Genomic DNA, 24,413 nt, shown 5'->3' on the forward strand with positions numbered 1-24,413 from the left:
AAGGGGATATTTTTACTGTATACAGCAGGCTCTGCCCTGGATGCCTCGCCATCCGTGGGCTTTGACTCAATTTTACTGTCTTTGTCCGTCAATTTCACTGTACCAGTCGAGAGATCTTTTTAGAGAGATAACCGCGATATTGCGCAGGTAAAAGCACTTTTTGTGGCAGCAGATTTTTTGTTAACGAACCAACGCGTGCCGTTAGTCCGAACATTAATCTGTATTGGCTTTGTTGTCTTTGTTCATCATTCTTACATAACAAGCTTCGGTTTTTTTAGGATTATGGACACTTCCTGATGGGTTGCTATCAACGCTGCCTTTAATGCACATGCTTTTTAACTGGCCCGAAGAACAGGTCGGGCATTGCAAAATCGTGTGCCAGCACTATCATTAGTCGGTTATTGTTTGGGGCAAGTGCATGGATACCAGCAAAAAAAGCAACATTGAATTTATTCCCGTTTTTCAGCGATCTTTCCTGCTGCCGCGTTACTGGGGGAGCTGGCTTGCCCTGGGGGCATGTGTGGCCATGGCCTGGGTTCCGGGCAGCGTACGTGACCCACTGCTGGGTGCTATGGGCCGTCTGGCCGGTAAATTTGCCAAAAGCGCCCGTCGACGGGCGCAGATAAACTTGTTTTACTGTATGCCTGACGTGCCTGAAGCAGCGCGCGAAAGCATTATCGATCAGATGTTTGCCGTCGCTCCGCAGTCAATGGTGATGATGGCTGAGATGGCGATGCGCCCGGAGCGTACCCGCTCACGTATCATCTGGCATAACAGGGAAATTATCGATGAGCTACAGGCGAGCGGGCAGAACGTAATTTTTCTGGTTCCTCATGGCTGGGCCGTGGATATTCCTGCGATGCTGCTGGCATCCGAAGGCCAGAAAATGGCCGCCATGTTTCATAATCAACGCAATCCGCTGTTGGATTACCTGTGGAATGCCGCCCGCCGCCGTTTTGGTGGTCGGTTGCACGCCAGAAATGACGGTATTAAACCCTTTATCAGTTCAGTGCGTCAGGGCTTCTGGGGTTACTACCTGCCGGATCAGGACCACGGTGCCGAACACAGCGAATTTGTTGATTTCTTCTCAACGTACAAGGCAACACTTCCGGCGGTAGGCCGTCTGATGAAAGTTTGCCGGGCGAGAGTGGTGCCGCTATTTCCTGTCTACAATGACAAAACGCACCAGCTTGAGGTGCATATTCGCCCGCCGATGGATGACCTGTTTGACGCGGACGACCGCACACTGGCGCGACGTATGAATGAGGAAGTGGAAATTTTTGTTGGTCCTAATCCTGAACAGTACACCTGGATATTAAAGCTGCTGAAAACCCGTAAAGACGGTGAAATTGAACCTTACCGACGCAAAGATCTGTTTCGCAAAAAGTAAGCAGGGTAAAATCAGGCAGGCGGAAGGATTTTCCGCCGCCATTTTTTGTTCATTAAAAAACCACGATTGGACCGTGGTTTTTTAATGCCTGTGGTTTTGCCTGATTATTTTTAGTTGTCGATCTCATCAAATACACAGGCGTGTTTTTAAGATCGTTGGACAATCACGGCAGCTGGTTTTTATTCGATGGACGTGAGTCTTGTCAGGCATTTCCTCTCCTTTAAAAAGGCCCGCACCAGCCAGAACCACAGAAGACCACAAAACAAATTCACCACACTAAACCAGCCGCTACCACCGCTGAAATAGCCAGCCTTACTCAGTTCAATACCGAGGGCAAAGACGATGATACTGACCATCCCTAACATCGCTGCAACGCTGCCTCTGCCCGCCTCGCTGGAAAACAGGGTCAGCCGGTAAAGACTGGCATTGACCAGCCCGGTGCCAAAACCATACAGGCTCAGTCCGGCAGTGAGCCACAGATAGCTTTGCGGGTTGAACAATGTGAAGACTGCTGACAGCAGCAGTCCGCCTAACACAGGCCAGGCGGCAATTCGCAGGGGCTGCTCAAGGGGAAAGCGCCCGGTGATCCGTACCAGCGTGAGATTACCGGCGATCATTGCGACAAATACCGGCAGCTGAAGCAGGGCATAGTTCATTTTGTTTAACCCGGCATCGTGGATCAGAATTACGGGTGACAGCGCCACCCAGGCGAGACACGGAATGGTTGCCAGGCCGATAGCCAGGGAACCACGCATGACCTGGCGATCAGCCAGCAGCCTGGCGTAGCCTTTGCCCAGAGACTTCAGGGAAATAGAGGCATTTTTGTCGCCCGATGTTTCTGGCATGGTAAACCACAGGCCGACCAGTGCGACAGCAGTGATCGAACCGAACAGCCAGAACATCGTGCGCCAGTCGCTGACGGCAAGAAACGCCGCGCCTGCCAGCGGACCCGCCAGCGGTGCGAGCAGCGCAATATTGGCCATCAGCGCCATCATTTTCACGCTTAATGCTTCATCAAATGCTTCCTGAATGGCGGCATAGCCCACTGCACCAATAAAACAAAGACTGATACCCTGTAAAAACCGCATCAAAATAAACTGCTCGATATTTTGAACCGCGGGCATGGCAAAACAGATCACCATGAAAAAAGCCACGCCTGCCAGCATGACCGGCCGACGACCCACCTTATCGGAAAGCGGGCCAAGCAGCCATTGCAGCACGATACCGCCGATCAGATAGGCGGTTAGCGAGGCAGAAACCCACCCTGGTCCCACGTTAAATTCACGGGTGACCAGCAGCATGCCCGGTTGGATCATATCGTGGGCGATATAGGTAGCGAACTCGAAAAGTACCAGGGAAAAAGGAAAAATCAGATGGCGGCGGGTCAGCACCGACACCGGAATAAACGAGGCCATGCAGGCTCCTTCCAGCAATAAGAATGAAAAAAACGTGGTCGCCAGGTGGCCGCGTCAACATACACCAGTTTGATGTTGTTTCAATGACATTTTTAACGCAGTGCAGCAATCTCCGACAGGGTGCCAGATTCATCGAGGATCGCGCTGATAAAACGGAATATGCAGTCAAACACGTCGGTAAACACTGACAGCAGTTTGAGAGGCTCCGGCACGTCTACGGCCAGACGCTGCACTTTTTCAGTAAGAAGGGTGTCAGGTGGGGAATTATTTCGGAGAGGTAAAATTTTCAGGGTGAGGAACAATCGCCATTACGAAGAATGGCGATATTATGGATGGGGGTATGACTTATGACTTAATCAACACGAAGAACACGGCTGGTATTGGTGGTGCCAGTGGTGCTCATCACGTCCCCCTGTGTCACGATCACCAGATCGCCAGACATCAGAAAACCCTTATCACGTAGAAGGTTAATAGCATCGTGAGCCGCCCTGACGCCATCGTTGTTGCTGTCGAAATAAACCGGCGTTACACCACGATAAAGCGCGGTCAGATTCAGCGTGCGCTCGTGACGTGACATGGCAAAAATCGGTAAACCTGAAGTAATGCGCGACGTCATTAGCGCAGTGCGGCCGGATTCCGTCATGGTGATAATTGCCGTTACGCCTTGCAAATGGTTAGCGGCGTACATGGCTGACATGGCGATGGCTTCTTCGATGTTATCGAACTGTACATCCAGTCGGTGTTTTGAGACATTGATACTGGGAATTTTTTCTGCACCCAGGCACACTTTCGCCATGGCGGTAACAGTCTCTGCCGGGTACTGGCCGGCCGCCGTTTCTGCCGACAACATCACGGCGTCGGTGCCGTCGAGAACCGCGTTAGCCACGTCCATGACTTCAGCTCGTGTCGGCATGGGATTGGTTATCATGGATTCCATCATCTGCGTTGCCGTGATTACCGAACGATTTAGCTGACGGGCGCGACGAATCAGGGCTTTCTGAATTCCCACAAGCTCAGGATCGCCGATTTCTACTCCCAGATCGCCCCTGGCAACCATCACCACGTCTGAGGCAAGAATAATGTCGTCCATTGCTTCCTGCGTGGCAACGGCTTCAGCGCGTTCTACTTTGGAAACAATCATTGCCTCGCAGCCGGCCTCACGCGCCAGCCTGCGGGCGTAATTGAGGTCCTCACCGCAGCGCGGAAAAGAAACGGCCAGGTAATCACAATTAATTTTTGCCGCAGTGAGAATGTCAGCTTTATCTTTCTCGGTCAGAGCTTCTGCGGAAAGGCCACCGCCGAGTTTGTTGATACCTTTATTGTTAGAAAGCGGACCACCGACCGTGACCTCGGTAAACACTTTCATCCCCTGAACTTCCAACACGTTTAACTGCACGCGACCATCGTCCAGCAGCAGGATATCGCCGGGCACAACGTCAGCGGGCAGTCCCTTATAATCAATGCCCACTTTGTCCTTGTCGCCTTCGCCTTTGCCCAGGCTGGCATCGAGCAGGAAGCGATCACCGTGGCTAAGGAATATTTTGCCTTCTTTAAACGTGGAGACGCGGATTTTCGGTCCCTGTAAATCGCCAAGGATAGCGACGTGACGCCCAAGCTTTGCGGCAATGCTGCGTACGTTATTGGCGCGCTGCATGTGATCTTCCGGGGTGCCATGGGAGAAGTTAAGACGAACGACATTGGCGCCGGCAGCGATGATTTTTTCGAGGTTATTATCACGATCGGTTGCCGGACCTAAGGTAGTGACGATCTTGGTTCTTCTGAGACGTCTGGACATGTATGACTCCGTTGGCTAAAAAGTGAGTAATGCTGGAGCAATCCCTGTGTAAAATTCAGTCAGTTAACAGTAAATATACGTTGACAAGCCGTGGCGGTCGCGGTCATGACAAAAGCTCCGTTTGCGCGGGGGGATCGTCTTTATCAAATCGTGACCCTTTCAGTGCAGCCTTGACTTGTCTGAGATTGTCGCGAAATTTTGCACCGCGTCGCAAAGTGAAGCTCGTTGCAAGCACATCAATGAGCGTTAACTGCGCGAGCCGCGACACCATAGGTATATAGATATCGGTATCTTCCGGGACTTCCACGGTCAGCGCCAGCGTGGCTTCACATGCCAGCAGCGAGCCGGGAGAGGTAATGGCCAGCACGGTGGCATTATTTTCTCGCGCAAGCTGGGCCAGTTCGACGACATTTTTTGTGCGTCCCGTGTGAGAAATCAGCACGATAACATCGCCTTCCGTACAGTTAATGCAGTGCATTCGTTGCATCACAATATCATCGGAACAGATGATTGCCACATTGAAGCGAAAAAATTTATTCATTGCGTCATGTGCAACGGCGGCGGATGCCCCTAAACCAAAAAAAGCAATCTTTTGAGCCTGCGTCAGCGGGTCGACGGCGTGGTTAATGGCTACCGTGTCAAGATATTGTCGGACGAGATTCAAACCGGCCATGGCCGATTCAAATATTTTGCCGGAATAAACTGCCACACTGTCATTTTCTTCAATGTCGCGACTGACCCAGGGCGTACCCTTTATGGCGATGCTTTGCGCCAGCTGCAATTTAAAATCAGGAAAACCCTTTGTGTGCAAGCGATGACAGAATCGATTAACGGTGGGTTCGCTGACGCCTGCTTCACGCGCCAGAAGGGCGATATTGGTCTGGATGGTAGCACCCGGTGCGGCAAGAATGGCTTGCGCCACTTTTCGTTCAGATTTGCTCAGATTTTCCAGCTGAGACTGGATTTTTTCCAGCATGGTCATGATGGTGCCTGTTAATACGTTCTGGCGATTTCAATCAAAGGAGAAATCGATGTCAATTTGTAGAGAATATACAAGCGCTAATAAGTCAGGGTCAGAGGCCACGCCTGCAACAACGCCGTTTTTTGCCATAATTTGAACTCGGTCTGATTTTCACCTGTGTAAGTTTAAAACAGAAACGTTGAAAAGTTACGCATTCACTGATGATTTACCGCGGGCAGACTCAGCACGTTAGCGTTTCCCTGCGTACTTCAGTTTACGTGGACCGGGAAAAAGCAGTACATTGTAGCGAAAGAAAATTACAATAAGAGCCTGAATGTTACGGGTTATGCAGGTCAGGCTTATCCTGCAACGAGGAGAATATATGGCGGTTACACAAACGGCCCTGGCATGCGATCTGGTTATTTTCGGTGCCAAAGGCGATCTTGCTCGCCGGAAACTGTTACCTTCCCTTTATCAGCTGGAAAAAGCCGGCCAGATCCATGAGGAATCGCGCATTATCGGCGTGGGACGTGCGGATTGGGATAAAGCGACCTGGACCAGGATGGTGCAGGAAGCGCTGGAGACCTTTATGAAGGAGAAGATTGACGAGGCGCTCTGGGACAAACTGAGCAGCCGGCTCGACTTCTGTAATCTGGACGTCAACGACACCGGTCACTTCAGCAAGCTGGGTAAAATGCTGGATCAGAAGAATCGCGTGACGATTAACTACTTCGCCATGCCACCTGGAACATTTGGCGCGATTTGCAAAGGGCTGGGGACGGCAAAACTGAATGCGCCGCCCGCGCGCGTGGTGATGGAGAAGCCGTTAGGTACCTCCCTTGATACCTCGCAGGAAATTAACGATCAGGTCGGTGAGTTCTTTGAAGAAAACCAGGTGTTCCGCATCGATCACTATCTTGGTAAAGAGACGGTGCTCAATTTACTGGCCCTGCGCTTTGCCAACTCGTTGTTCGCTTCAAACTGGGATAATCGTACTATCGACCATGTGCAAATTACCGTGGCAGAAGAAGTGGGTATTGAAGGACGCTGGGGCTATTTTGATAAAGCAGGACAGATGAGGGATATGATCCAGAACCATCTTTTACAGGTTCTGACCATGATTGCTATGTCGCCGCCAGCTGACCTCTCTGCGGACCGCATTCGCGATGAAAAAGTAAAAGTGCTGCGCTCACTGCGTTGTATCGACCATACTAACGTACGCGATAAAACCGTGCGTGGTCAGTACACGGCGGGATTTGTGCAGGGTAAAAAAGTCCCTGGCTACCTGGAAGAAGAAGACGCTAATAAATCAAGCAACACAGAAACGTTTGTGGCCATCCGGGTTGATATAGACGACTGGCGTTGGGCAGGGGTGCCGTTCTATCTGCGCACGGGCAAACGGCTACCAACGAAATGTTCTGAAGTCGTAGTCTATTTCAAAAATCCCGCGCTGAACCTGTTTAAAGATTCCTGGCAGGAATTACCGCAGAACAAACTGACCATTCGTCTGCAGCCGGACGAAGGCGTCGATATCCAAATTCTGAATAAGGTGCCGGGACTCGATCACAAGCATAATCTGCAAACCACCAAGCTGGATTTAAGCTTCTCTGAAACCTTCAATCAGTCACACCTGGCGGATGCCTACGAACGCCTGTTGCTGGAAACGATGCGCGGCATTCAGGCGCTGTTTGTGCGCCGTGATGAAGTGGAAGAAGCATGGAAATGGGTGGATTCTATTATGGAAGCCTGGGCGGCAGATAAAGAAGCGCCCAAGCCATACCAGGCGGGCACCTGGGGGCCAGTCGCCTCAGTTGCTATGATTACCCGTGATGGTCGCTCATGGAATGAATTTGAATGATCGTCCGTCACCCAATCAATCCCCTGCACAGTCTGTGAGTTAACAGAGTGAAAAACTAACGTCACCGCAAACAGACGTTTTAATGAATCCTGCTTGTGCAGCTAACTAAAGGAACAGGTGATTAAAATAAATGAACTTGTGTTTTAAAAATAGAAAAGAGGAGTGGACGTATTTCCTCGTTATCCTGTAAAGTGGCTGACAATTGAGCGGTATAGAATAAGGCATGCCGATCAAACAAGCCCTTGCAGCAGTGGAATGCTGGCTGAACAGACAGGAGAATCAGGTTAATGAATCACTGGAAAACGAGTGCTGAACAGATCCTTGGCAGCGGTCCGGTCGTGCCGGTAATGGTGATTAACAAACTGGAATATGCGGTGCCGATGGCAAGAGCACTGGTGGCGGGTGGTGTTCATGTGTTGGAAATTACGCTGCGCACCCCCTGCGCGATGGATGCCATTACAGCGATAATTAAAGAAGTGCCGGAGGCGGTTGTCGGTGCCGGAACGGTTATTAACGCTGAACAGCTCAATGCGGTAACGGATGCTGGTGTGCAATTTGCAATTAGCCCAGGTATAACCCCCTCGTTGCTAAAGGCAGCGGTCGCCGGAAGCGTGCCGTTGATTCCGGGTATCAGCACGGTTTCTGAATTGATGGAGGGTATGGACTACGGCCTGTGTGAGTTTAAGTTCTTTCCTGCAGAAGCCAACGGCGGTGTACAGGCATTACAGGCTATTTCCGGCCCTTTTCCCCAGGTACGCTTCTGTCCGACAGGTGGAATTACATCGGCAAACTACCGTGACTATCTGGCGCTGAAAAACGTACTCTGTATTGGCGGATCGTGGCTGGTGCCGGGTGATGCACTGGAAAGCGGGGATTACTCCCGTATTACCAGACTGGCGAAAGAAGCCGTAACGGGTGCGGTATGAGTATCCCGCATCATCGATGACAGAGACGGTAACAGTTTGCCCTATACCAGAAGTTGTTGCTCTAGCCCCACTGACAGACGAAAAAAACCGTAATGGCTAACTCTGATTATGCTGGTAGATTCGAATCCAAAGAAAATAAAGCAGAGCGATAAAACCTGTTAATAATCCCGCCAGCAGAATGCGGTTTTTTCGAGCAATAAAAGAAGAATGGCATCTGCCATTCTTCTTTTGCGATGAGGCAATGTTATCCGCTGATTTTTACACCCGCAGCGCAATGAATAGCACGCTGCACGGCATCAGTGACAGTGTCACTTATTGCCAGCGCAACACCCAGACGGCGTTTGCCGTTGATTTCCGGCTTACCAAACAGGCACAGCTGCAGCCCCGCGCCCAGAACTTTCTCCAGCTGCGTAAACTGAACGTTTTCGCTGCTTAACTCAGGCAGAATAACGGCTGAAGCAGAAGGGCCGTATTGACGGATCCTGCCGACTGGCAGACCAAGGAATGCGCGAACGTGCAGGGCGAATTCTGATAAATCCTGGGAGACAAGCGTTACCAGACCGGTGTCGTGCGGGCGCGGTGAGACTTCGCTAAACACCACGTCATCACCGCAAACAAAGAGTTCAACGCCAAACAGACCGTAACCACCTAATGCGGTTACCACTTTTCTGGCAATTTCTTCAGCACGTTGCAGGGCGAGGGCGCTCATCTGCTGTGGCTGCCAGGATTCACGGTAGTCGCCATCTTCCTGTCGATGGCCAATGGGCGCACAAAAGTGGATGCCGTCCACCGCACTGATGGTCAGTAAGGTGATTTCGAAATCAAATTTAACAACACCCTCAATAATCACCCGGCCAGCGCCGGCACGTCCACCCTGCTGCGCATAGCGCCAGGCCGCATCAAGCTGCGCTGCCTCACGAATAAAACTCTGTCCTTTACCCGATGAACTCATCACCGGCTTAATAATGCACGGGAAACCAACTACATCCACGGCCCGCCGAAAACCAGGTTCATCGTCGGCAAACTGATAGGTTGAGGTAGGCAGTGACAATTCTTCAGCGGCAAGCCTGCGAATGCCTTCACGATGCATCGTCAGACGGGCGGCGCGGGCAGTCGGAACAACACGCTGCCCGTTGCTTTCCAGTTCAATCAGCATGTCGGTAGCGATGGCTTCAATTTCAGGAACGATGTAGTCGGGACGCTCCTGTGCCACCAGCGCTTTCAGCGCTTCACCATCGAGCATATTGATGATATGGCTGCGATGTGCAACATGCATTGCAGGTGCATCGGCGTAGCGATCTACCGCGATGACTTCCACGCCCAGACGTTGGCACTCAAGCGCAACTTCTTTACCCAGTTCGCCCGACCCTAACAGCATCACACGCGTTGCGGCAGGGCGCAGCGCAGTACCCAGAGTTGTCATAATATCTACCTGAAAGAATGGAAAAAATGTGCGCGAAGTATAAACGAAAACGATTGCGTATACATCTGCTTCGCCCGTTGAGATAGAAAATTATTACTGATATACTGTATGAAAATGGGTCTTCCCCAATCATGGTGGGAGGATCAGAACGTCATATCCAGCTTCCCGTAATGGAACATCACCCCCAGTTTAAATCGCTCCCGGTTTCGATAGCCTCTGGCCTTTATCCTCAGCAGCCTTATTTTGCTGTTCAGCGCTTCGGCATTACCATTTGAGACGCTGTACCGCATGGCGTTAAGTATTCCGTACAGCCTTTTTGTGATGGTTCCTGCCATATTTCTCATTACCGGCACATCGCAACTTTTCGCCAGTGCTATCCACTGCAACCAGTCTGCACGTCGTTTGTCACTCCAGGGGCGGTTCCAGATATCTTTCGCCAGCTCTTTCAGTGTCCAGCACTGGCTGGTCAGTTGCATCTGTTCTCTCAGCCATGCCAGTTTTTCCTGTCGGGGCTCTGTCATCCATTTGTCACTGTATTGCCACAGGAAGCGGGTTCCTTTTGCCTGACGGCGGCTGTCAACCGGAAGTCGGGGATGTTCGTTCTGCCGTGTCTTATCAACGATTTCACCCAGCTGTTTTGCCACATGGAAGCGGTCAAAGGCTATTTTCTCTACGGCGCCCGGAAGATGGATGCGTGCCGCTCTGATATATCCGGCATTCATATCCATTGAGAACGTTTTGACTGCCTGCAGCTGACTGTCGGTGAGGGTGCGAAGATAGCTGGCAAGACTTTCTGTTCCCCGATCATCCGTTAATGCCAGCGCTCGTCCCTCACGATCTGATATCACTGTGATGTACCGGTGCCCTTTTTTGAACGCAACTTCGTCCACATTCATATGCCGGGCTGATAGCGGCTTTTTTATTCGCGCAAGACCACGTTTAACTGCCCGGGTCATAATGCCGTCAACGGCATTCCAGCTAAGCTTAAGTTGCTTTCTTACCGCATCAACCGTGCTAATTTTCAGCCAGGAAAGGATGAATGATTCGAACAATAACGTATATCGGCTACCAGCTCCGGCCCACGGAACAGGTAACGTCTGGCATCCATGGTCTGGACACATGACCCGGGGGACATTCGCCTCAACGACAGTCATGAACTGGCAGGTATCAAGATGACGCCATTTGCGGTGGCGGTGATCGTGAACAGGGCATTGCTGCCTGCATGTCGGGCAGATTAGCAGTGAATTTTTGGCGATCCCGACAACAACGGTGACAGAGCCAGTATTTTCATCAAGGGAAAGTGATTCAACCTGCCACGGGGCGGACAGGTTGAGAATGTGGGCGTATAGCGATTTTTCATCCATATATGCAGATGAGTCCTCATATAAGCAACGTAGCTAAAGTAACGGATGTAGTTTTTTCCGCTGGAATCCCTGAGTCACTGTATTGTCATCATGAATGAGAGATGAATCGTGCGGGTAGAATGTTCTGCGGGGCATCCCAATCTCTTCACGAAATTTATTTTCTGAAAGAACTTCTTCAGAAAAAGCACCCAACCCAACAGTCCTGGCTTCTTCGAGTAAAAGTGGGGAGTGTGTTTGTAATTCTGGTTGAGAACTCTCAACTTTCAGGCGCTCTCCATTTAAATTGTGGAAAACGTGGAGAAGTTCATGGAAAACAATGCACGCATGAAAGTCTACCAGGCTAATTCCTTGCGCGCAGGGATATTCAACTGCATTCAGATTACAGTGAAAGTCGGAGCCAGTTCCTCGGGAGTTTTCAGCATCCGTATTGCAGTGTGCTATCACCCCTAACTCAGCAGAATCGAGATGTATTGCCAGTTTTTCTGATTTGAGTCGGGATGTTAATTCAATACAGTTCAAAAGAGTACGTCCAGTGTCTGTGGATTCGATCTTATCGAGAGCAGCTTCAAGATGCTTGTAGATTTTAAGGTCAGTCCCGTGGAAACAGAGTTGTTGGTTGTTTTTCACCCAGCGCACACCCGATATTTTTACAAGAGATTGAATGTCTGTGGCTGAAATTGAATTCGAAGATGAGGGTAGAGGTAACGAAGGTAATGTCAGGTTAAGGGATGTAGGGCGCATTAAGACCTCCTGAGGATAAGCGCAAGTCAAGAGGATTATACTTGATTGGCAGTGTGCGCCACCACAACAGGGGAAGACCCATGAAAATACAGTTAACTTAAGGTGTGTATCATGGCTGTTGAAATTAAATATGTTGTGGTCAGAAAAGGTGAGGAAAAAATGACGTTCGCCAGCAAAAAAGAAGCCGATGCGTACGACAAAATGCTGGATATGGCTGAGGTTTTCTCCGACTGGCTGTCCGTTGCACCGTTGACATTGGATGAGCAGCATTATGAGGCGCTCGGCCTCTATCTTGCGGAAAATAAAGAGGTGCTCCAGCATATCCTGCGTACAAGCAAATTGCCGGATTCAGGCGAAAGCACAGAGGAGCCAACCTGCGAAAGCGAGCTGCAGCCCGACGCCGGGGACAGCATGAGCACGGAATCTGAGGTTGTTCGCCCGGTAAAAACGACACGCGCAGGCAAAGCAGCCTGATTGCCACAGCGGCCTGATCGTTTCGACGGTGTCGCTGTTATCGATTGTGCCGGGGGCCGAATGATTATCAGCTCGTTGTGGTTCCTTGCGGCGGCCCGGACAGGCAGTTTTGCAGTGCAGACATCGCCTGCTTTGCCACTTCCACAGGTGGTTGCTGGTGGAGAGCATCATTGAACACTTCCAGTCCTATCGGCCTGTGATAGCCCCTACTGGCCAGGTAATCGAACAGGGTATTGAGCGGGAAAGTGCCCTGGCCTTGTAACAGTCGTTTATGGCGTGTGGTTTCAATAAGTTCTGCCTGCGTGGGCACAACAGCAAGCTTTGAAAACTGCCCCAGAAAAATTTTCTCCATGGGGATATCAAGAAGATCGTCAACTGTACGGTTGCAGGCAAAGATATGGAATGCGTCGATAACCAGTCCGAGGTTGGGTTGATCTATGCGCTGTACTATTTGCCATGTGGCGGTGCGTCGCTGATATGTCTGCTTCAGGCCATCGCCTCAAACGCTACTTTCAGCCCCCGCTTTGCCGCCTCAGCCACCAGCCAGCGGATATCTTCTTCTTCGCGTGCGGCAATACATTGGCTTGCGGTTGACGCAGGCGTTAACAACGTGCTGTCACCGAGTGCAACAGCCGTATTGGGCATTATCAATGCTTTGCTGCTTGCTTTGACCTGTCAGGGGTGCCATCAAAATCGAGCAGTAGCTGATAGTCGGTTAATGCCAGATGCTGTTTTTCCCGCAACTGAGCGCCCCCTGTAGCATCGCAGCGTGGCTGCCGGACATCCTGGTGCCATAGCTCAATCTGCTGGAAACCTGCCTGTGCAGCGGCATGGACCTTTTCTTCAGGCATACCGCCAAAAATGACCATGTTAATAAACAAGGCGTTCTCTGCGAAGCGCGTTATTTTCCTCTGAGCCAATCCTGCTGTTGCCTGTTTCAGGTAAGGATGGCATTAAACGGTCTGAGCCAGTAATGGTGGTAATGGTGGCGAGGATGTCAGCAATCCCTAGGATGATTGTGAGTGAGTTAAGTATAGTGCGATTTTATTGTTAGTATGCTGTTATCTGTTGTTTTCGGGTTTTTTCCAGAACTGACTGTTCTTGACACAGTGCGCTCTATTCTGTGATTTTTCTTTCACAGAAGGTAAAGATGATGTCTGACTGGTTAAAACAGCTTAAACATGTTCTGGGCAACAACAAGCCGGGCAGCACTGGTGCTCAAGGGTTAAGTAAAATGCTGGCACCGGGCGCATTGGGTGGTCTGGCTTGCTTGCTTATTGCCAGTAAATCCTCCCGCAAGTTGCTGAGTAAGTATGGGAAAAATGCGCTGATTATTGGCGGTAGCGCCGCCGCCGGCGCACTGTTGTGGAATAAATATAAACACCGCCTCAGTGAAGCGCATGCCAGTCGTTCGGGCAGTGAGTCGCGGCAGTCCTCCATTGATCGTCGTGCAGAGCGCCTTGTTCTGGCGCTGGTCTTTGCCGCCAAAAGCGATGGACATATTGACAGCAACGAAAGGCAGGTGATCGATCAGCATATCCAGCAGGCAGGTCTCGGCACCGAAGGGGAGCGGCTAATTCAGCAGGCAATTGATATGCCCCTCGCCCCGGAAAAACTGGTGCAGGACATCAACGATGAGGAAGAGGCACTTGAGGTTTACTTCCTGAGCAATCTGGTCATCGACGTTGATCATTTTATGGAACGAAGCTATCTGCAGGCTCTGGGCGATGCCCTGAATATTCCTGAAGATGTGCGTGACAGCATTGCAAAGGACATTCAAACGGAAAAGCAAAAATTATCTGCATGAGGGTAATGCGGGGGCTGCGGCCCCCTACAGCCTGATTATTCATTTGTTAATGCCTTAACACAGCTGACATTTCCTCTGTCAGCTGTCACACTTAGCTAAAATCACTGAGAAAGCAGGTGCGAGCAATGACAAAACCGCCCATTGCCAGAAAGATCCTCTTTAATATGACGCTGCATGGTGAAACCCGTTGTGATAACTATTATTGGCTGCGGGATGACCAGCGTGAGAATCCTGACGTGCTCGACTATCTTAACGCCGAGAATGAATACGTCAGAAAGGTCATGGAACCGCATCAGCAGCTGCAGCAGACGGTATTGAACGAAATTATCGGGCGCATTCCACAGCATGATTTTTCAGTGCCCTACGTCAAAAGGGGCTGGCGTTATCAGAGCCGCTATGAAGAAGGAAAAGAGTACGCAATTTATACTCGCCAGCGGGAAGATACCACAGCGCCTGAACAGTGGGACATTCTGCTCGACTGTAATCTTCGTGCGGCTGAAGCGGACTTTTATACCCTCGGGGGAATTGGCATCAGCCCTGATAACCAGACTATGGCAGTGGCTGAGGATTATTTGTCCCGTCGGCAATACGCTATCCGTCTCTGTGATTTGGCAACCGGGAACTGGTATGCTGAAACCCTGGAAAACGTCTCTTCCAGCTTTAGCTGGGGCAGCGACTGCCACACTTTCTATTATGTGTTGAAAGATAAACAAACGCTTTTACCCTGGTAGGTGTGGCGTCACCAGCCAGGCACGCCGCAGCAGGATGATGTACTGATATATGAAGAGCAGGATGACACCTTTTACGTCAGCCTGTATAAAACGACCTCAGAAGACTTCGTGGTGATTAGACTGAACAGTACCACCACCAGCGAGGTGCTGCTGCTGTATGTGCATTCAGCTTCGGCACAGCCGCAACGATTCTGCCCGCGCCGTAAAGATCACGAATACTCGGTGGATCACTATCAAGAGCGTTTTTATATTCGCTCCAATCGTAAAGGCAAAAATTTTGCACTCTATGGCAGCGACGTACCGGATGAGGAACAGTGGCAGACGATTATTCCTGCGCGTACGCCCGTGCTGCTGGAAGATTTTAGCCTGTTCAGAGACTGGCTGGTCGTGCAGGAGCGTGAACGTGGACAAACCCGGCTGCGTCAAATTTGCCGTAAAACCGGCCGTGACTCTGTCATTACGTTTGACGCCCCGGCTTGTGTTACCAGGCTTTCCTGGCAACCCTCACCGGAAACAGCGCTGCTGCGCTATGGCTATTCCTCAATGACCACGCCGGATACGCTGTTTGAGCTGGATATGGACAGCAGTAGCCGCCAGATCCTCAAACAGACCGACGTCAACGGGTTTAACGCCAGTGATTACCGTAGTGAACGTCACTGGATCACCGTGCGTGATGGCGCGGAAGTGCGGGTATCGCTGGTTTATCACCGTGAACATTTCAGGCCGGGCGACAACCCTATGTTGGTTTACGGCTATGGCTCCTATGGCAGCAGCATGGACGCCGTTTTCAGTGCGAGCCGACTGAGTCTGCTGGATCGTGGATTTATCTTTGCCCTTGCCCATATTCGCGGCGGTGGAGAACTCGGCCAGCAATGGTATGAAGATGGAAAATTGCTCAATAAAATGAACACGTTACACGATTTTATTGATGTAACCGATGCGATGGTCAAAAAGGGGTATTGCGATGCCCGCAAGCTCTATGCCATGGGCGGCAGTGCAGGAGGACTGTTAATGGGCGCGGTGATTAACATGGCACCTGCGCTTTTTCACGGCGTGGTGGCCCAGGTGCCGTTTGTGGATGTGGTCACCACCATGCTGGATGAATCCGTTCATTTAACTACCGGGGAATATGACGAATGGGGCAATCCCGCCGAAGCGCAGTTTTATCACTATATTCGCCAGTACAGCCCTTATGATTGCGTCACTGCACAAGATTATCCCCATATACTGGTCACCACCGGACTACATGATTCTCAGGTGCAATACTGGGAGCCGGCAAAATGGGTCGCCCGACTTCGCGACCTGAAAACCGATGATAATCTTTTGTTACTGTTGACCGATATGGAGTCGGGCCACGGTGGCAAGTCAGGTCGGTTCACCTTTTATGAGAGCGTGGCAGAGGAATATACCTTCCTGCTTATGTTGGCAAATGCCCTGCAGGGGCCGACAGCCGATAATACAGGCGATTTGTAACGGCCAGATCTTGCCTGCCACAGGCAAGCCGGGGAACTACAGGCTGATATTAAATTACGTTGACAGTACGTTATGGCGAGGCTGACAGGTCATCGTCAGTCGCGGACACGGCTCGTTCCAGAGCGCTACGTAAATTGGCTTTCAGGTCGGGAATATTTTTCAACATCCACTTCAGATAGCCAGGATCGCGCCTGGCTACGTCGTCGATTTTGTTCCCCCGGTATTTGCCAAACGGAAAGGTTGTCGTTGAACCTTGTACCTGCATTCGTCGCACCATTTCCGGTGCGTCCCAGCCCGTAAATGTCATGATGCGAATAAGAAGTGACGCCGTCACGTGGCAGTCGTATAAAGCACGGTGTGCATGCAGACCGGGCGGCGGAGTAACCTCAAGCTGCAGGGACTCCCGCAGTGCCTGATTGCCATATTTTCTGCCGGGCCAAAGACTTTGTGCCAGGGTCATGGTACAAATCCATTCGCCAGACATCTCCGGCAGCATCCGACGGTCAAAACGGGCATTGTGTGCAACGTAGTACGCACTACCCTGATAGCGGCCAATAGCGTCTTCGATGCGAGGTTTTCCAACCACCATTGCTTCAGTAATGCGATGAATCGCCATTGCCTGGGGGCTGATTGGACGATCAGGACATATCAAATCACTGAGAGGATTGGTTATGGTGCCATCAATCACATCCACTGAGGCCACTTCAACAATGCCGCCCTGCAATCCACAAGTTTCGGTATCAATTACGCGCAGCATAGGATTATTTCTGTCCGGCCAGAGTGAACGCATGTACTTCGCCTTGCCAGTTGTTCGCTTGGCGCCTTGCAATTACCAGTTCCTCTTTTCCTGAACTCCCCACCACGATTTGTTGTCCGGCATTGTTCCATACTGCGCTCTTGACCACGCTGTTGACCCCGCCCGTAGGCAGAGCGTGGTTCGCCATCAGCACCGCCATCTTGTACTCCGCTGACCAGCGTGCAAGGAGATAGCACACTTGCTCATAGCTTTTTTCGCAGGAGAGGACGCCTGTGGCATAAAGGTGGGCACCGCGTTCGGCGGCGTCCCTTGCATACTCTTCAACACGAATGTCTGCACAGACCGCCAGCGCAATATGATGTTGTCGATAACCAAAAAGCGGTACCCCTGTGCCGGGTTGGAAAAAAAGATTTTCATCGCCGAACAGATTACGTTTGCCATAAGCGAGGCGGGTAGCATCCGGGAGAACCGCCAGTGCGCAAAGCAGTGGGCGGGTGTCGTCGAGGAGCGGTAAGCCGATGACAATGGTCATCTGATGTCGTGATGCAGCCTCAGCAAAGGGTTCCAGCCTCGCATCGTTTATGTGCATCGCCAGTTGTTGAGCCAGGGTCAGTTCATAGCCGGTGAGCGATAATTCAGGGAAGATCAGAACATTAACATGGTGTTCAGCTGCCTGATGGATAAATTCAAGATGCCGCGAGATATTCCAGTCAATATCTCCGGGGCGGGAGCCTGACTGTGCCGCAGCAACACTCCAGACGGACATAATTTCTCCTGCGGGGCATTTTCAGAATTCGTATCTCATCCCAGACTGAAGGGAAATACAAGGAAATAACACCAAGGATACCGACTATTTTTGCTTTGGTTCATAAGGCAGTCGTGAAAAATGTAGCGAAGCCTGACGATAGTGCATCAACCGTTGACGAAACCAGTCGCGGAGCGCTTCAGGCTGTTCACGCTCTACCACCTCGGCGATAACCGGCATATTGTATCGTTCTTTAAAAGCGACGCCAGCGGCGGCAAGATCGACATTAACCCTGTCTTTTTCGTCCTGGGACAGTCGGGCAAGATTATGCATCATTTATTCCTCTTCACGGTGGTGGCAAAAATAAAGCACCCGTGCATATTTCGCAAGTATGGCCGACCGGCATGGCCCCGATCTGCTCGACACCCTATTTTAAGGGGAGTATCCTTGCCGCCTGACCGCAGCCGTTGGGGCTGCTCCGCTTCAGGATGATACGATGTCAATGCGTAAATTCTCCGCCTTTTTCATCTCTGCTCTCGCCGCGAGCCTTTTCTCTCAGCAGGCCCTGGCGCACGCTCATCTCAAAGATCAGTATCCGGCTGCGAATGCCAGCATGGACGCTTCGCCACAGGCGCTGACCTTAACTTTTTCCGAGGATATAGAACCCGCATTTAGTGGTGTTGAGGTCAGGGACGGCGGTCAAAAAACGGTACCGCTGGCGAAAGCGCAACGTGCGCCTGAACAGCATAACCAGATGATCGTTCCGCTGGAAAAGCCGCTGACGAGTGGGACTTATCAGGTCAGCTGGCACGTGCTATCGACGGATGGACATAAAACCAGCGGGACTTATAGTTTCAGCGTTAAATGATATGTCTTTCAGCCTGTTTTATATGTTTTGCCGCTGGATGCATTTTTCAGCGCTAATAGCGCTGATAGGTTGTAGTACCTTCACTGTCCTGCTCGCGCCATGCAGATTTCGGGAACACCTGCGGAAAAAGTTTCATATTGTACTGGTTTGTGCAGCGGCACTGACATTGTTGAGTACGATAATGTTATTGGCAGGACATACTGCGCTGTTGGTCGGTAGCTGGCAGGATTTAAAAAATGTTACACTTTGGCAGGCTGTGCTGCAAACACACGTTGGCCTTGTCTGGCAGTGGCAGCTGTTTGCCGCTGGCGCAGGAGCCGCCGCGGTGCTGGCCAGCAACAGGCGCAGGCACACACTGTGGTTATTGAGTGGGATTGCGCAGCTTGTCGGGCTTGCGTTAATTGGCCATGCTGCGATGAGCGAAGACCTTACCGGAGCCTTTCATCGCGCTAATCAGATGGTACATCTGATTAGCGCTGCCTTTTGGGCGGGGGGGTTAATTCCGGTGGTATTGCTGTTGCAGGATGTCAGGCGCGCTGATACCCGCTTTGATGCTTTAAAAACGCTGATGCGCTATTCGCGCTATGGCCATATTGCTGTCGCGCTGGTAGTGCTGACCGGTGTGCTGAACGTGCTGTTAATCCTCGGATGGCCTCCCGAAAGTTTTCATCTTTATACCCGACTTCTGTTGCTGAAAAGTGTGCTGGTTGCCGCGATGTGCCTGATGGCGTTGTTCAATCGTTACTGGCTGGTGCCGCGTTTTCAGTGCGGTGATAATACCCGTAATCTTTTTATGCTGACCACGTTGATGGAAATTCTGTTTTCCGTTGTGGTATTGCTGCTGGTCAGCGTCTTTGCCACGCTTGAACCCGCATAGACAGAAAGTTTTTACCGCCTTGTAAAGCCCTTATTCAGAGAGGTTTGCTTAATCATGAAAAAACTGGCCAGTTTGATCGTTGTGCTGTGTTTTTGTGCCAATGCCACGGCTGCTGAAATCATTACCGTCAGCCGCTTCGAAGTGGGAAAAGATAACTGGGCATTTGACAGGGAAGAGGTGATGCTGACCTGTGCCAGAGGTAACGCGCTGCTGGTGATCAATCCCAGCACCCTGATGCAGTACCCGTTAAACGATATTGCAGAGCAGATGATGAAAAACGGCCAGATGAAGGGGCAGCCCGTCAGCGTTATTCAGATTGACGATCCGCAACACCCCGGTCAAAAGAAAAGCCTTGGGCCTTTTGTTGAACGGGCACAGAAATTATGTGGCCAGCCCGGGCATTGAGTCGTGGCGTTTGCAACGTGGCTGGCCTGCATGTGTCGTGATGCCCGCAGGGTGGAAAATCTACGTAATCCGACTATCTTTAAATGGCAGACCACCCAAAGCCTGCATTAATGCCAACTTTTAGCGCATGGCTCTGAACAGAGCCATTTCCCTGGACTGAAGACAGGAGTTGTCTTCAGTCTTTTTTTAATTAATTGTTTTTATAGGGTTTATTTTCCTTTCCCCGAAAAACCCCCGAAATTAGACCTTTGGTCTTTTATATCATCACGTACTCCTTTCCGCGTGTATTGAGATATTTTTCCGTCATTGCCTCCGTTTTATGGCCCGGTAATTTACGGGCAAATTCTTTTCCCTTACCGGCTACACCTCTTTTACTGAAAAAATGCGTGCTCATGCTGTGGTAACGGAAGAGTCGGCCTGGAAACAGAAAAAATCGGCAGGAACCTGGGTAACAATCATCAAACAGCCTCTGGCTATCGCCTCAATGCCGGGAGTTTAAACAATGGCTAAACTAATACAACTGAATACACAGCGCCTGCTTTTGCCGGCGTTTTGCCGTTCAGTAAAGCCAGCGGCCTGCTTTAGCAGATTCAATCAACATAGCGATGGTTAATGGTTCCGCATTTTTCTCTTCCACACGCATGGATTTCGGGCGAATAAAATTGGGTATGAATCCTTTGCTAATGGGCCAGTATTTAAGGAAAGCAAAGTTGGAATTATCGACATCAAAATGGGCAAAATATTCTTCCATAATATCGCCACCGATTTCCCTGGCCAACGGGTAATCTCCGGTGGAAAGACTGGTATCCAGAGTCAGTTGCCGCTTTTTACTGAAAGGGGGTGGCAAATTCCATTTTTCGTCATACCAGTCAAAAACCTTCATTGCCTGCTCGTCATTTAATTCCACAATCTATCCTCTTTACGCACGATATGATTGTAAGTTACTGTTGCCTTCCAGGCCGCAGTTGCTATATCACTGAACATAAATGCAATGCCTGATATAGGTATCCAGCGTGCACCTTTCGTTGCTCCTCGCGTCGATTTAATATGCTGGCCGAGGATAATCAAACCCGGCGCGATAACATCACTCACGGCGAGTTTTTCCTGAAACTCCTCCAGACAAACCCAGAAAAAAGCTCACCAACAGTAAGATTATAAAAATACGTCCGGTTCAATTGCTCTGTCGTATCCATATCATTCCCTTGATTAAGTGGCATTATTGTTTAAAACCTTATCATACCATTTTACGCCAACGCCATCAGACGTTTCCTGCCGAGCCTGCCCAACTATCTTCCCTTCAGCATTGCGCCCGCTTTGTGGGGCGCTTTTTATCCCTGCATGAACACCACCTCCTGTGGAGGTGGTCAGCAATAAGCTGGCTCTGCCAGTCATGCTACTCATGGGAAAATCCGAATCTGTTGTCCCCATAACTGCCACTTCAGGTTATAGCCAGAGGCCAGCCAGAACACCGAGTTATTGCGTACCAGATGCTGGTATTTTTTACTTATACGCAAGGTAATCTGCACACGGTCGGCCATTGCGCCAGGTGACGTGCCTGCAACCGTACCGACTTCAGCACCGCAGAACAGAACCGGCGTTCCCACTGAAAGTGAGCCGCCCTCAGGGGCATCCATCAGCACATTCAGTCCGTCAGGGCAGCGTGCGTCGGTGAGCGTGGATTCCTGCAGCTCGAAGCTACGCTGTCCACGCCCGTTCCCCGGATCGACGTTGATATAGGGTTGTAGCAGTGTATCAAGGTGGTTAACCCCTGCTGCAGAGATCTCTGGTGATACTACCGAGAAACGGCTCCCCTGCCGTGCAAAGTCCTCAACGTATTCCGGATACAGCACCGCTTTGGCGATAACCTGCTTTTTATCCGGGCTAAGAGCCAGCGATTGCAACTGACCAATGGTGATGCCCGGATAGCGAATGGGTAACCCGTGTGAGAGCTTGCTGGCATCAAAGGTACGCAGCGTTATCTGACTGCCCACCGCGAGAGCGGCAGTTTCGGAGTCATACAGCACGCGTTTATCTTTACTGGTCAGTCCGGCGCTGGCACCGGGTAGGTTGTCAAAACCGATCCCCCCTTTCAAAATCCGACTAAGTGGTGAAGCTTGCACGGTCAGGCCACCACCGTTCAGCTGAATGCGAGCGCCACATTCAGACCAGAATACGCTGTTTGGCGTGAGCAATTTACGGTATTGCAGTTTGATATGAACCCGTACTTCAAACTGGTTGACCTGCGGTGTCACCTCGACAATTTCACCCATCTGAAATTTACGGTAAAGCACCACAGAACCTGTCTGAATATCAGGCAGGCTCTGTGCCGTGAGCGTCAGGGGGCAACTGATTGGTGGTAATACCTTCGGCCGCTTTCTCCGCATTGGCATACAGTGGATAAACATTTTTAGCCGTGCTTTTGCTACCGTGATCGAGGCGAATGCCGCCATCAACCCATTCGCGTGCGCTGGCACCAATCACTTCCATGCCATCAATGCCAAACTTCACATCAAGGCGGTTATTGATAATAAATTTACTGTCATCATGGACCAGATTTCGATAATCCGGGCTGATGGCGACGGTAAAGCTGACGCCTTGTTCATGCAACTGACGGTTAACCACCTGACCAATCTGCATACCGTGCAGCACAACCGGCTGCCCGGCATCAATGCCGTAACTTTCATGCGCCGTAAGGGTGAGGGCAGGCATGGCGGGTTTCATGTCACTTTTTATGCTGGTTTTTAAGTATTTTTGCATTGCAGCATTGGCAATGGGTCGACTGATTGGATTTAACATCTGGTAAGGAAAAAAGGGTATCGCATTGGGGACAACGCTGATAACGTGCCTGAGGCAAAGCATGGCTGATGGCGTACAGCTTCATAATAATGAGCAAAGTACTTCAGGCCCAGACAACACAAGTGCGGGGCAGGGTTAAGTTTTTCCGGTCGTCATGGCGATAAACTGATCCACCCTGGTCATGTCCATGCAATCCTCCCGGATAAGGTTATATTAACTAAAGGGATCATTCACCTTGTCTGGTCGTAAATTTGTGCTTATTTTACTGCGAGAATCAAAACTGCTGCAGAAAGGTATTTTTAAAATGGTTAAACGATGACAAAAGCAGAATTTTATTCGGATCTGAATCGTGATTTGCACACGCTTATTGCCGGGGAAACCAGCTTTCTGGCGGCCATAAGTAACTGCAGCGCGCTTTTATACGAGCGTCTGGACGGTGTTAACTGGGCGGGATTTTATCTGCTGGCTGAACCTGAAACATTAGTGCTTGGTCCTTTTCAGGGAAAAGTTGCCTGTGTACGTATTGCTGTTGGCAAAGGTGTTTGCGGTACGGCAGTAGCAGAGAACCGTATTATGCGGGTTGTTGATGTGCACGCTTTTCCCGGTCACATTGCTTGCGACGCGGCCAGCAACGCGGAAATCGTATTACCGCTGGAAGTTAACGGCCAGGTCATTGGTGTCCTGGATATTGATAGCGTGGAATACAGCCGTTTTGACAGCGAAGATGAAGCGGGGCTGTCAACGCTCATCGCCGGGCTGTGTGAGGTGATTGCGGGTTCTGATGTGGAAAAATTTATTCACATGAAACGCAGCTAAAGTGCTGGATCACGTAGCAATTGCCGATGGTGTCATTATAATGACGCCTGTTCATGCCTTCGGCTTGTTGGCAACCCGTTGTAATCAGGAAATTTCATGGAAAATCAACCCAAGTTGAATAGCAGCAAAGAAGTTATTACCTTTCTGGCCGAACGCTTTCCCCAGTGTTTTAGTGCTGAAGGTGAAGCACGTCCGCTTAAAATCGGTATCTTTCAGGATCTGGTTGAGCGTGTTCAGGGTGAGATGGGTCTTAGTAAAACTCAGCTTCGCTCTGCACTCAGGCTCTATACATCAAGCTGGCGTTACCTCTACGGTATCAAAGCTGGTGCTTCTCGCGTTGACCTCGACGGAAACGCCTGTGGTGTGCTTGATGAGCAGCATGTGGAACATGCACGTAAGCAGCTGGAAGAAGCAAAAGCGCGAGTTCAGGCACATCGTGAGCAACTGCAGGCAAAAAAACGTGAGGCCGCTGTGGAAGCCGCTCCTCGTCGTCCGCGTAAGCCAGCGAATAAACCTGCTAGCGACGGTGATGCGTCGCGGCGGACACGTAGCAGACCGCCGCGCAATACGTCAGAGTCCAAGCCCGCAGTCTCAGCGACTCCATCACCACGCAGTGCGCCTGTACCAGACACTGCATCACTGCAGGTTGGGCAGAATATAAAAGTCACAGCGGGAAAAAATGCAATGGAGGCGACAATTCTTGAGATCACTAAAGATGGTGTCCGGGTCCAGTTGGTTTCCGGCCTTGCAATGATCGTACGCGCAGAACACTTGCAGTTCTGAGACGGAGG

At 50.8% G+C, this 24,413-nt stretch carries 25 protein-coding genes and 5 pseudogenes; 12 read left to right on the plus strand and 18 right to left on the minus strand.

Annotation, left to right across the window (positions count from 1 at the left end; translation table 11 throughout):
• Positions 1–418: 418 nt before the first annotated feature.
• Positions 419–1,390 (plus strand): lauroyl-Kdo(2)-lipid IV(A) myristoyltransferase, encoded by a 972-nt coding sequence (gene lpxM, locus LU633_RS11440; protein WP_020323266.1) that lies wholly within the window; start codon positions 419–421, stop codon positions 1,388–1,390.
• A 179-nt stretch (positions 1,391–1,569) separates the two neighbouring features.
• On the opposite strand, the gene LU633_RS11445 is transcribed toward lpxM, so the two are convergent.
• From LU633_RS11445 to LU633_RS11460, 4 genes are all read right to left on the minus strand, one after another.
• Entirely contained in the window at positions 1,570–2,805 is a 1,236-nt protein-coding gene (locus LU633_RS11445; protein ID WP_020323265.1) for an MFS transporter, read from the minus strand.
• Positions 2,806–2,897: 92 nt separating this feature from the next.
• Entirely contained in the window at positions 2,898–3,038 is a 141-nt protein-coding gene (locus tag LU633_RS11450; protein ID WP_198292548.1) for a hypothetical protein, read from the minus strand.
• A 119-nt stretch (positions 3,039–3,157) separates the two neighbouring features.
• Positions 3,158–4,600 carry a pyruvate kinase gene (pyk, locus tag LU633_RS11455; RefSeq protein ID WP_020323263.1) on the minus strand — a complete coding sequence of 481 codons (1,443 nt, stop codon included), beginning with the start codon at positions 4,598–4,600 and terminating at the stop codon, positions 3,158–3,160.
• A 103-nt stretch (positions 4,601–4,703) separates the two neighbouring features.
• On the minus strand, positions 4,704–5,582 hold the full coding sequence (locus LU633_RS11460; RefSeq protein ID WP_020323262.1) for a MurR/RpiR family transcriptional regulator: 879 nt from the start codon (positions 5,580–5,582) through the stop codon (positions 4,704–4,706).
• Positions 5,583–5,943: 361 nt separating this feature from the next.
• Here LU633_RS11460 and zwf point away from each other — a divergent pair, with 361 nt between their 5' ends.
• On the plus strand, positions 5,944–7,419 hold the full coding sequence (gene zwf / locus LU633_RS11465; protein WP_020323261.1) for a glucose-6-phosphate dehydrogenase: 1,476 nt from the start codon (positions 5,944–5,946) through the stop codon (positions 7,417–7,419).
• 287 nt (positions 7,420–7,706) lie between these two features.
• Entirely contained in the window at positions 7,707–8,345 is a 639-nt protein-coding gene (locus tag LU633_RS11470) for a bifunctional 4-hydroxy-2-oxoglutarate aldolase/2-dehydro-3-deoxy-phosphogluconate aldolase (protein WP_020323260.1), read from the plus strand.
• A gap of 244 nt (positions 8,346–8,589) precedes the next feature.
• Here LU633_RS11470 and purT read toward each other — a convergent pair whose 3' ends face one another.
• The 3 genes from purT to LU633_RS11485 form a co-directional block, all read right to left on the minus strand.
• A complete protein-coding gene (purT, locus tag LU633_RS11475; protein ID WP_020323259.1) occupies positions 8,590–9,768 on the minus strand; it encodes a formate-dependent phosphoribosylglycinamide formyltransferase in 1,179 nt (392 codons plus the stop codon).
• A gap of 143 nt (positions 9,769–9,911) precedes the next feature.
• Positions 9,912–11,132, minus strand: coding sequence for an ISL3 family transposase (locus LU633_RS11480; protein WP_046371929.1), 1,221 nt, complete (start codon positions 11,130–11,132; stop codon positions 9,912–9,914).
• A gap of 33 nt (positions 11,133–11,165) precedes the next feature.
• The gene (locus tag LU633_RS11485; RefSeq protein ID WP_046372024.1) at positions 11,166–11,873 is read right to left on the minus strand and encodes a M91 family zinc metallopeptidase; all 708 of its coding nucleotides are present in this window, start codon (positions 11,871–11,873) and stop codon (positions 11,166–11,168) included.
• 111 nt (positions 11,874–11,984) lie between these two features.
• Between LU633_RS11485 and LU633_RS11490 the strand changes: the two genes are divergently transcribed.
• Positions 11,985–12,347, plus strand: coding sequence for a YebG family protein (locus LU633_RS11490; protein ID WP_020323258.1), 363 nt, complete (start codon positions 11,985–11,987; stop codon positions 12,345–12,347).
• Between the two features lie 67 nt (positions 12,348–12,414).
• Here LU633_RS11490 and LU633_RS25930 read toward each other — a convergent pair whose 3' ends face one another.
• The 3 genes from LU633_RS25930 to LU633_RS25940 are packed head-to-tail and all read right to left on the minus strand — an operon-like array spanning position 12,415 to position 13,267.
• On the minus strand, positions 12,415–12,837 hold the full coding sequence (locus LU633_RS25930; protein WP_325175738.1) for a sugar phosphate isomerase/epimerase family protein: 423 nt from the start codon (positions 12,835–12,837) through the stop codon (positions 12,415–12,417).
• Positions 12,834–12,992 (minus strand): hypothetical protein, encoded by a 159-nt coding sequence (locus LU633_RS25935; RefSeq protein WP_233478520.1) that lies wholly within the window; start codon positions 12,990–12,992, stop codon positions 12,834–12,836. The genes LU633_RS25930 and LU633_RS25935 overlap by 4 nt, the downstream gene beginning before the upstream one ends.
• A 2-nt stretch (positions 12,993–12,994) precedes the next feature.
• The gene (locus tag LU633_RS25940; RefSeq protein WP_325175737.1) at positions 12,995–13,267 is read right to left on the minus strand and encodes a hypothetical protein; all 273 of its coding nucleotides are present in this window, start codon (positions 13,265–13,267) and stop codon (positions 12,995–12,997) included.
• Positions 13,268–13,500: 233 nt separating this feature from the next.
• Between LU633_RS25940 and LU633_RS11500 the strand changes: the two genes are divergently transcribed.
• Both LU633_RS11500 and LU633_RS11505 read left to right on the plus strand, forming a co-directional pair.
• A complete protein-coding gene (locus LU633_RS11500; RefSeq protein ID WP_020323257.1) occupies positions 13,501–14,154 on the plus strand; it encodes a tellurite resistance TerB family protein in 654 nt (217 codons plus the stop codon).
• Between the two features lie 125 nt (positions 14,155–14,279).
• A pseudogene (locus LU633_RS11505) lies at positions 14,280–16,358 on the plus strand (S9 family peptidase).
• Between the two features lie 70 nt (positions 16,359–16,428).
• Here the strand turns inward: LU633_RS11505 and exoX are convergent.
• The 3 genes from exoX to LU633_RS11520 all read right to left on the minus strand — a co-directional run bounded on the left by exoX (position 16,429) and on the right by LU633_RS11520 (position 18,196).
• Positions 16,429–17,115 carry an exodeoxyribonuclease X gene (exoX, locus tag LU633_RS11510; protein WP_020323256.1) on the minus strand — a complete coding sequence of 229 codons (687 nt, stop codon included), beginning with the start codon at positions 17,113–17,115 and terminating at the stop codon, positions 16,429–16,431.
• Positions 17,116–17,119: 4 nt separating this feature from the next.
• Positions 17,120–17,881, minus strand: a complete 762-nt coding sequence (locus LU633_RS11515; RefSeq protein ID WP_020323255.1) for a carbon-nitrogen hydrolase family protein — start codon at positions 17,879–17,881, stop codon at positions 17,120–17,122.
• Positions 17,882–17,965: 84 nt separating this feature from the next.
• Complete coding sequence (locus LU633_RS11520; RefSeq protein ID WP_020323254.1) at positions 17,966–18,196, minus strand: DNA polymerase III subunit theta; 231 nt, start codon at positions 18,194–18,196, stop codon at positions 17,966–17,968.
• Between the two features lie 160 nt (positions 18,197–18,356).
• Between LU633_RS11520 and yobA the strand changes: the two genes are divergently transcribed.
• From yobA to LU633_RS11535, 3 genes are read left to right on the plus strand one after another with little or no spacing between them, the layout of a single operon-like run.
• Positions 18,357–18,728, plus strand: a complete 372-nt coding sequence (gene yobA / locus LU633_RS11525; protein WP_020323253.1) for a CopC domain-containing protein YobA — start codon at positions 18,357–18,359, stop codon at positions 18,726–18,728.
• 37 nt (positions 18,729–18,765) lie between these two features.
• A complete protein-coding gene (copD, locus tag LU633_RS11530) occupies positions 18,766–19,605 on the plus strand; it encodes a copper homeostasis membrane protein CopD (RefSeq protein ID WP_232426917.1) in 840 nt (279 codons plus the stop codon).
• A 54-nt stretch (positions 19,606–19,659) separates the two neighbouring features.
• Entirely contained in the window at positions 19,660–20,010 is a 351-nt protein-coding gene (locus LU633_RS11535) for a YebY family protein (RefSeq protein ID WP_020323251.1), read from the plus strand.
• A 256-nt stretch (positions 20,011–20,266) separates the two neighbouring features.
• Here LU633_RS11535 and LU633_RS11540 read toward each other — a convergent pair whose 3' ends face one another.
• Complete coding sequence (locus LU633_RS11540) at positions 20,267–20,404, minus strand: phage integrase (RefSeq protein WP_020323249.1); 138 nt, start codon at positions 20,402–20,404, stop codon at positions 20,267–20,269.
• Here LU633_RS11540 and LU633_RS11545 point away from each other — a divergent pair.
• Positions 20,366–20,509: pseudogene (locus LU633_RS11545) on the plus strand (DUF2184 domain-containing protein); the annotation flags it as partial. The gene LU633_RS11540 and the pseudogene LU633_RS11545 overlap by 39 nt on opposite strands.
• Positions 20,510–20,569: 60 nt before the next feature.
• On the opposite strand, the gene LU633_RS11550 reads toward LU633_RS11545, so the two are convergent.
• The 4 genes and pseudogenes from LU633_RS11550 to LU633_RS26490 form a co-directional block, all read right to left on the minus strand.
• On the minus strand, positions 20,570–20,917 hold the full coding sequence (locus LU633_RS11550) for a DUF1493 family protein (RefSeq protein ID WP_020323248.1): 348 nt from the start codon (positions 20,915–20,917) through the stop codon (positions 20,570–20,572).
• A pseudogene (locus LU633_RS11555) lies at positions 20,908–21,203 on the minus strand (hypothetical protein). Before LU633_RS11555 ends, LU633_RS11550 begins: the two are co-directional and overlap by 10 nt.
• A gap of 216 nt (positions 21,204–21,419) precedes the next feature.
• Positions 21,420–22,728: pseudogene (locus LU633_RS11560) on the minus strand (MlaD family protein); the annotation flags it as partial.
• 16 nt (positions 22,729–22,744) lie between these two features.
• Positions 22,745–22,891, minus strand: a pseudogene (locus LU633_RS26490) (membrane integrity lipid transport subunit YebS); the annotation flags it as partial.
• 230 nt (positions 22,892–23,121) lie between these two features.
• Between LU633_RS26490 and LU633_RS11565 the strand changes: the two are divergent.
• Positions 23,122–23,622 (plus strand): GAF domain-containing protein, encoded by a 501-nt coding sequence (locus tag LU633_RS11565; protein WP_040465820.1) that lies wholly within the window; start codon positions 23,122–23,124, stop codon positions 23,620–23,622.
• 96 nt (positions 23,623–23,718) lie between these two features.
• Complete coding sequence (gene proQ / locus LU633_RS11570; RefSeq protein ID WP_020323243.1) at positions 23,719–24,405, plus strand: RNA chaperone ProQ; 687 nt, start codon at positions 23,719–23,721, stop codon at positions 24,403–24,405.
• Positions 24,406–24,413 lie beyond the last annotated feature (8 nt).

This window comes from Erwinia tracheiphila (assembly GCF_021365465.1).
Lineage (GTDB): Bacteria > Pseudomonadota > Gammaproteobacteria > Enterobacterales > Enterobacteriaceae > Erwinia > Erwinia tracheiphila.

Excerpts from the sequence above, each read along its gene's own strand:
- lpxM (WP_020323266.1), top strand. The coding sequence starts at position 419 with ATGGATACCAGCAAAAAAAGCAACATTGAATTTATTCCCGTTTTTCAG.
- LU633_RS11445 (WP_020323265.1), bottom strand. The coding sequence starts at position 2,805 with ATGGCCTCGTTTATTCCGGTGTCGGTGCTGACCCGCCGCCATCTGATT.
- pyk (WP_020323263.1), bottom strand. The coding sequence starts at position 4,600 with ATGTCCAGACGTCTCAGAAGAACCAAGATCGTCACTACCTTAGGTCCG.
- LU633_RS11460 (WP_020323262.1), bottom strand. The coding sequence starts at position 5,582 with ATGACCATGCTGGAAAAAATCCAGTCTCAGCTGGAAAATCTGAGCAAA.
- zwf (WP_020323261.1), top strand. The coding sequence starts at position 5,944 with ATGGCGGTTACACAAACGGCCCTGGCATGCGATCTGGTTATTTTCGGT.
- LU633_RS11470 (WP_020323260.1), top strand. The coding sequence starts at position 7,707 with ATGAATCACTGGAAAACGAGTGCTGAACAGATCCTTGGCAGCGGTCCG.
- purT (WP_020323259.1), bottom strand. The coding sequence starts at position 9,768 with ATGACAACTCTGGGTACTGCGCTGCGCCCTGCCGCAACGCGTGTGATG.
- LU633_RS11480 (WP_046371929.1), bottom strand. The coding sequence starts at position 11,132 with ATGGATGAAAAATCGCTATACGCCCACATTCTCAACCTGTCCGCCCCG.
- LU633_RS11485 (WP_046372024.1), bottom strand. The coding sequence starts at position 11,873 with ATGCGCCCTACATCCCTTAACCTGACATTACCTTCGTTACCTCTACCC.
- LU633_RS11490 (WP_020323258.1), top strand. The coding sequence starts at position 11,985 with ATGGCTGTTGAAATTAAATATGTTGTGGTCAGAAAAGGTGAGGAAAAA.
- LU633_RS25935 (WP_233478520.1), bottom strand. The coding sequence starts at position 12,992 with ATGCCCAATACGGCTGTTGCACTCGGTGACAGCACGTTGTTAACGCCT.
- LU633_RS11500 (WP_020323257.1), top strand. The coding sequence starts at position 13,501 with ATGTCTGACTGGTTAAAACAGCTTAAACATGTTCTGGGCAACAACAAG.
- exoX (WP_020323256.1), bottom strand. The coding sequence starts at position 17,115 with ATGCTGCGCGTAATTGATACCGAAACTTGTGGATTGCAGGGCGGCATT.
- LU633_RS11515 (WP_020323255.1), bottom strand. The coding sequence starts at position 17,881 with ATGTCCGTCTGGAGTGTTGCTGCGGCACAGTCAGGCTCCCGCCCCGGA.
- LU633_RS11520 (WP_020323254.1), bottom strand. The coding sequence starts at position 18,196 with ATGATGCATAATCTTGCCCGACTGTCCCAGGACGAAAAAGACAGGGTT.
- yobA (WP_020323253.1), top strand. The coding sequence starts at position 18,357 with ATGTCAATGCGTAAATTCTCCGCCTTTTTCATCTCTGCTCTCGCCGCG.
- copD (WP_232426917.1), top strand. The coding sequence starts at position 18,766 with ATGCATTTTTCAGCGCTAATAGCGCTGATAGGTTGTAGTACCTTCACT.
- LU633_RS11535 (WP_020323251.1), top strand. The coding sequence starts at position 19,660 with ATGAAAAAACTGGCCAGTTTGATCGTTGTGCTGTGTTTTTGTGCCAAT.
- LU633_RS11540 (WP_020323249.1), bottom strand. The coding sequence starts at position 20,404 with ATGAGCACGCATTTTTTCAGTAAAAGAGGTGTAGCCGGTAAGGGAAAA.
- LU633_RS11565 (WP_040465820.1), top strand. The coding sequence starts at position 23,122 with ATGACAAAAGCAGAATTTTATTCGGATCTGAATCGTGATTTGCACACG.
- proQ (WP_020323243.1), top strand. The coding sequence starts at position 23,719 with ATGGAAAATCAACCCAAGTTGAATAGCAGCAAAGAAGTTATTACCTTT.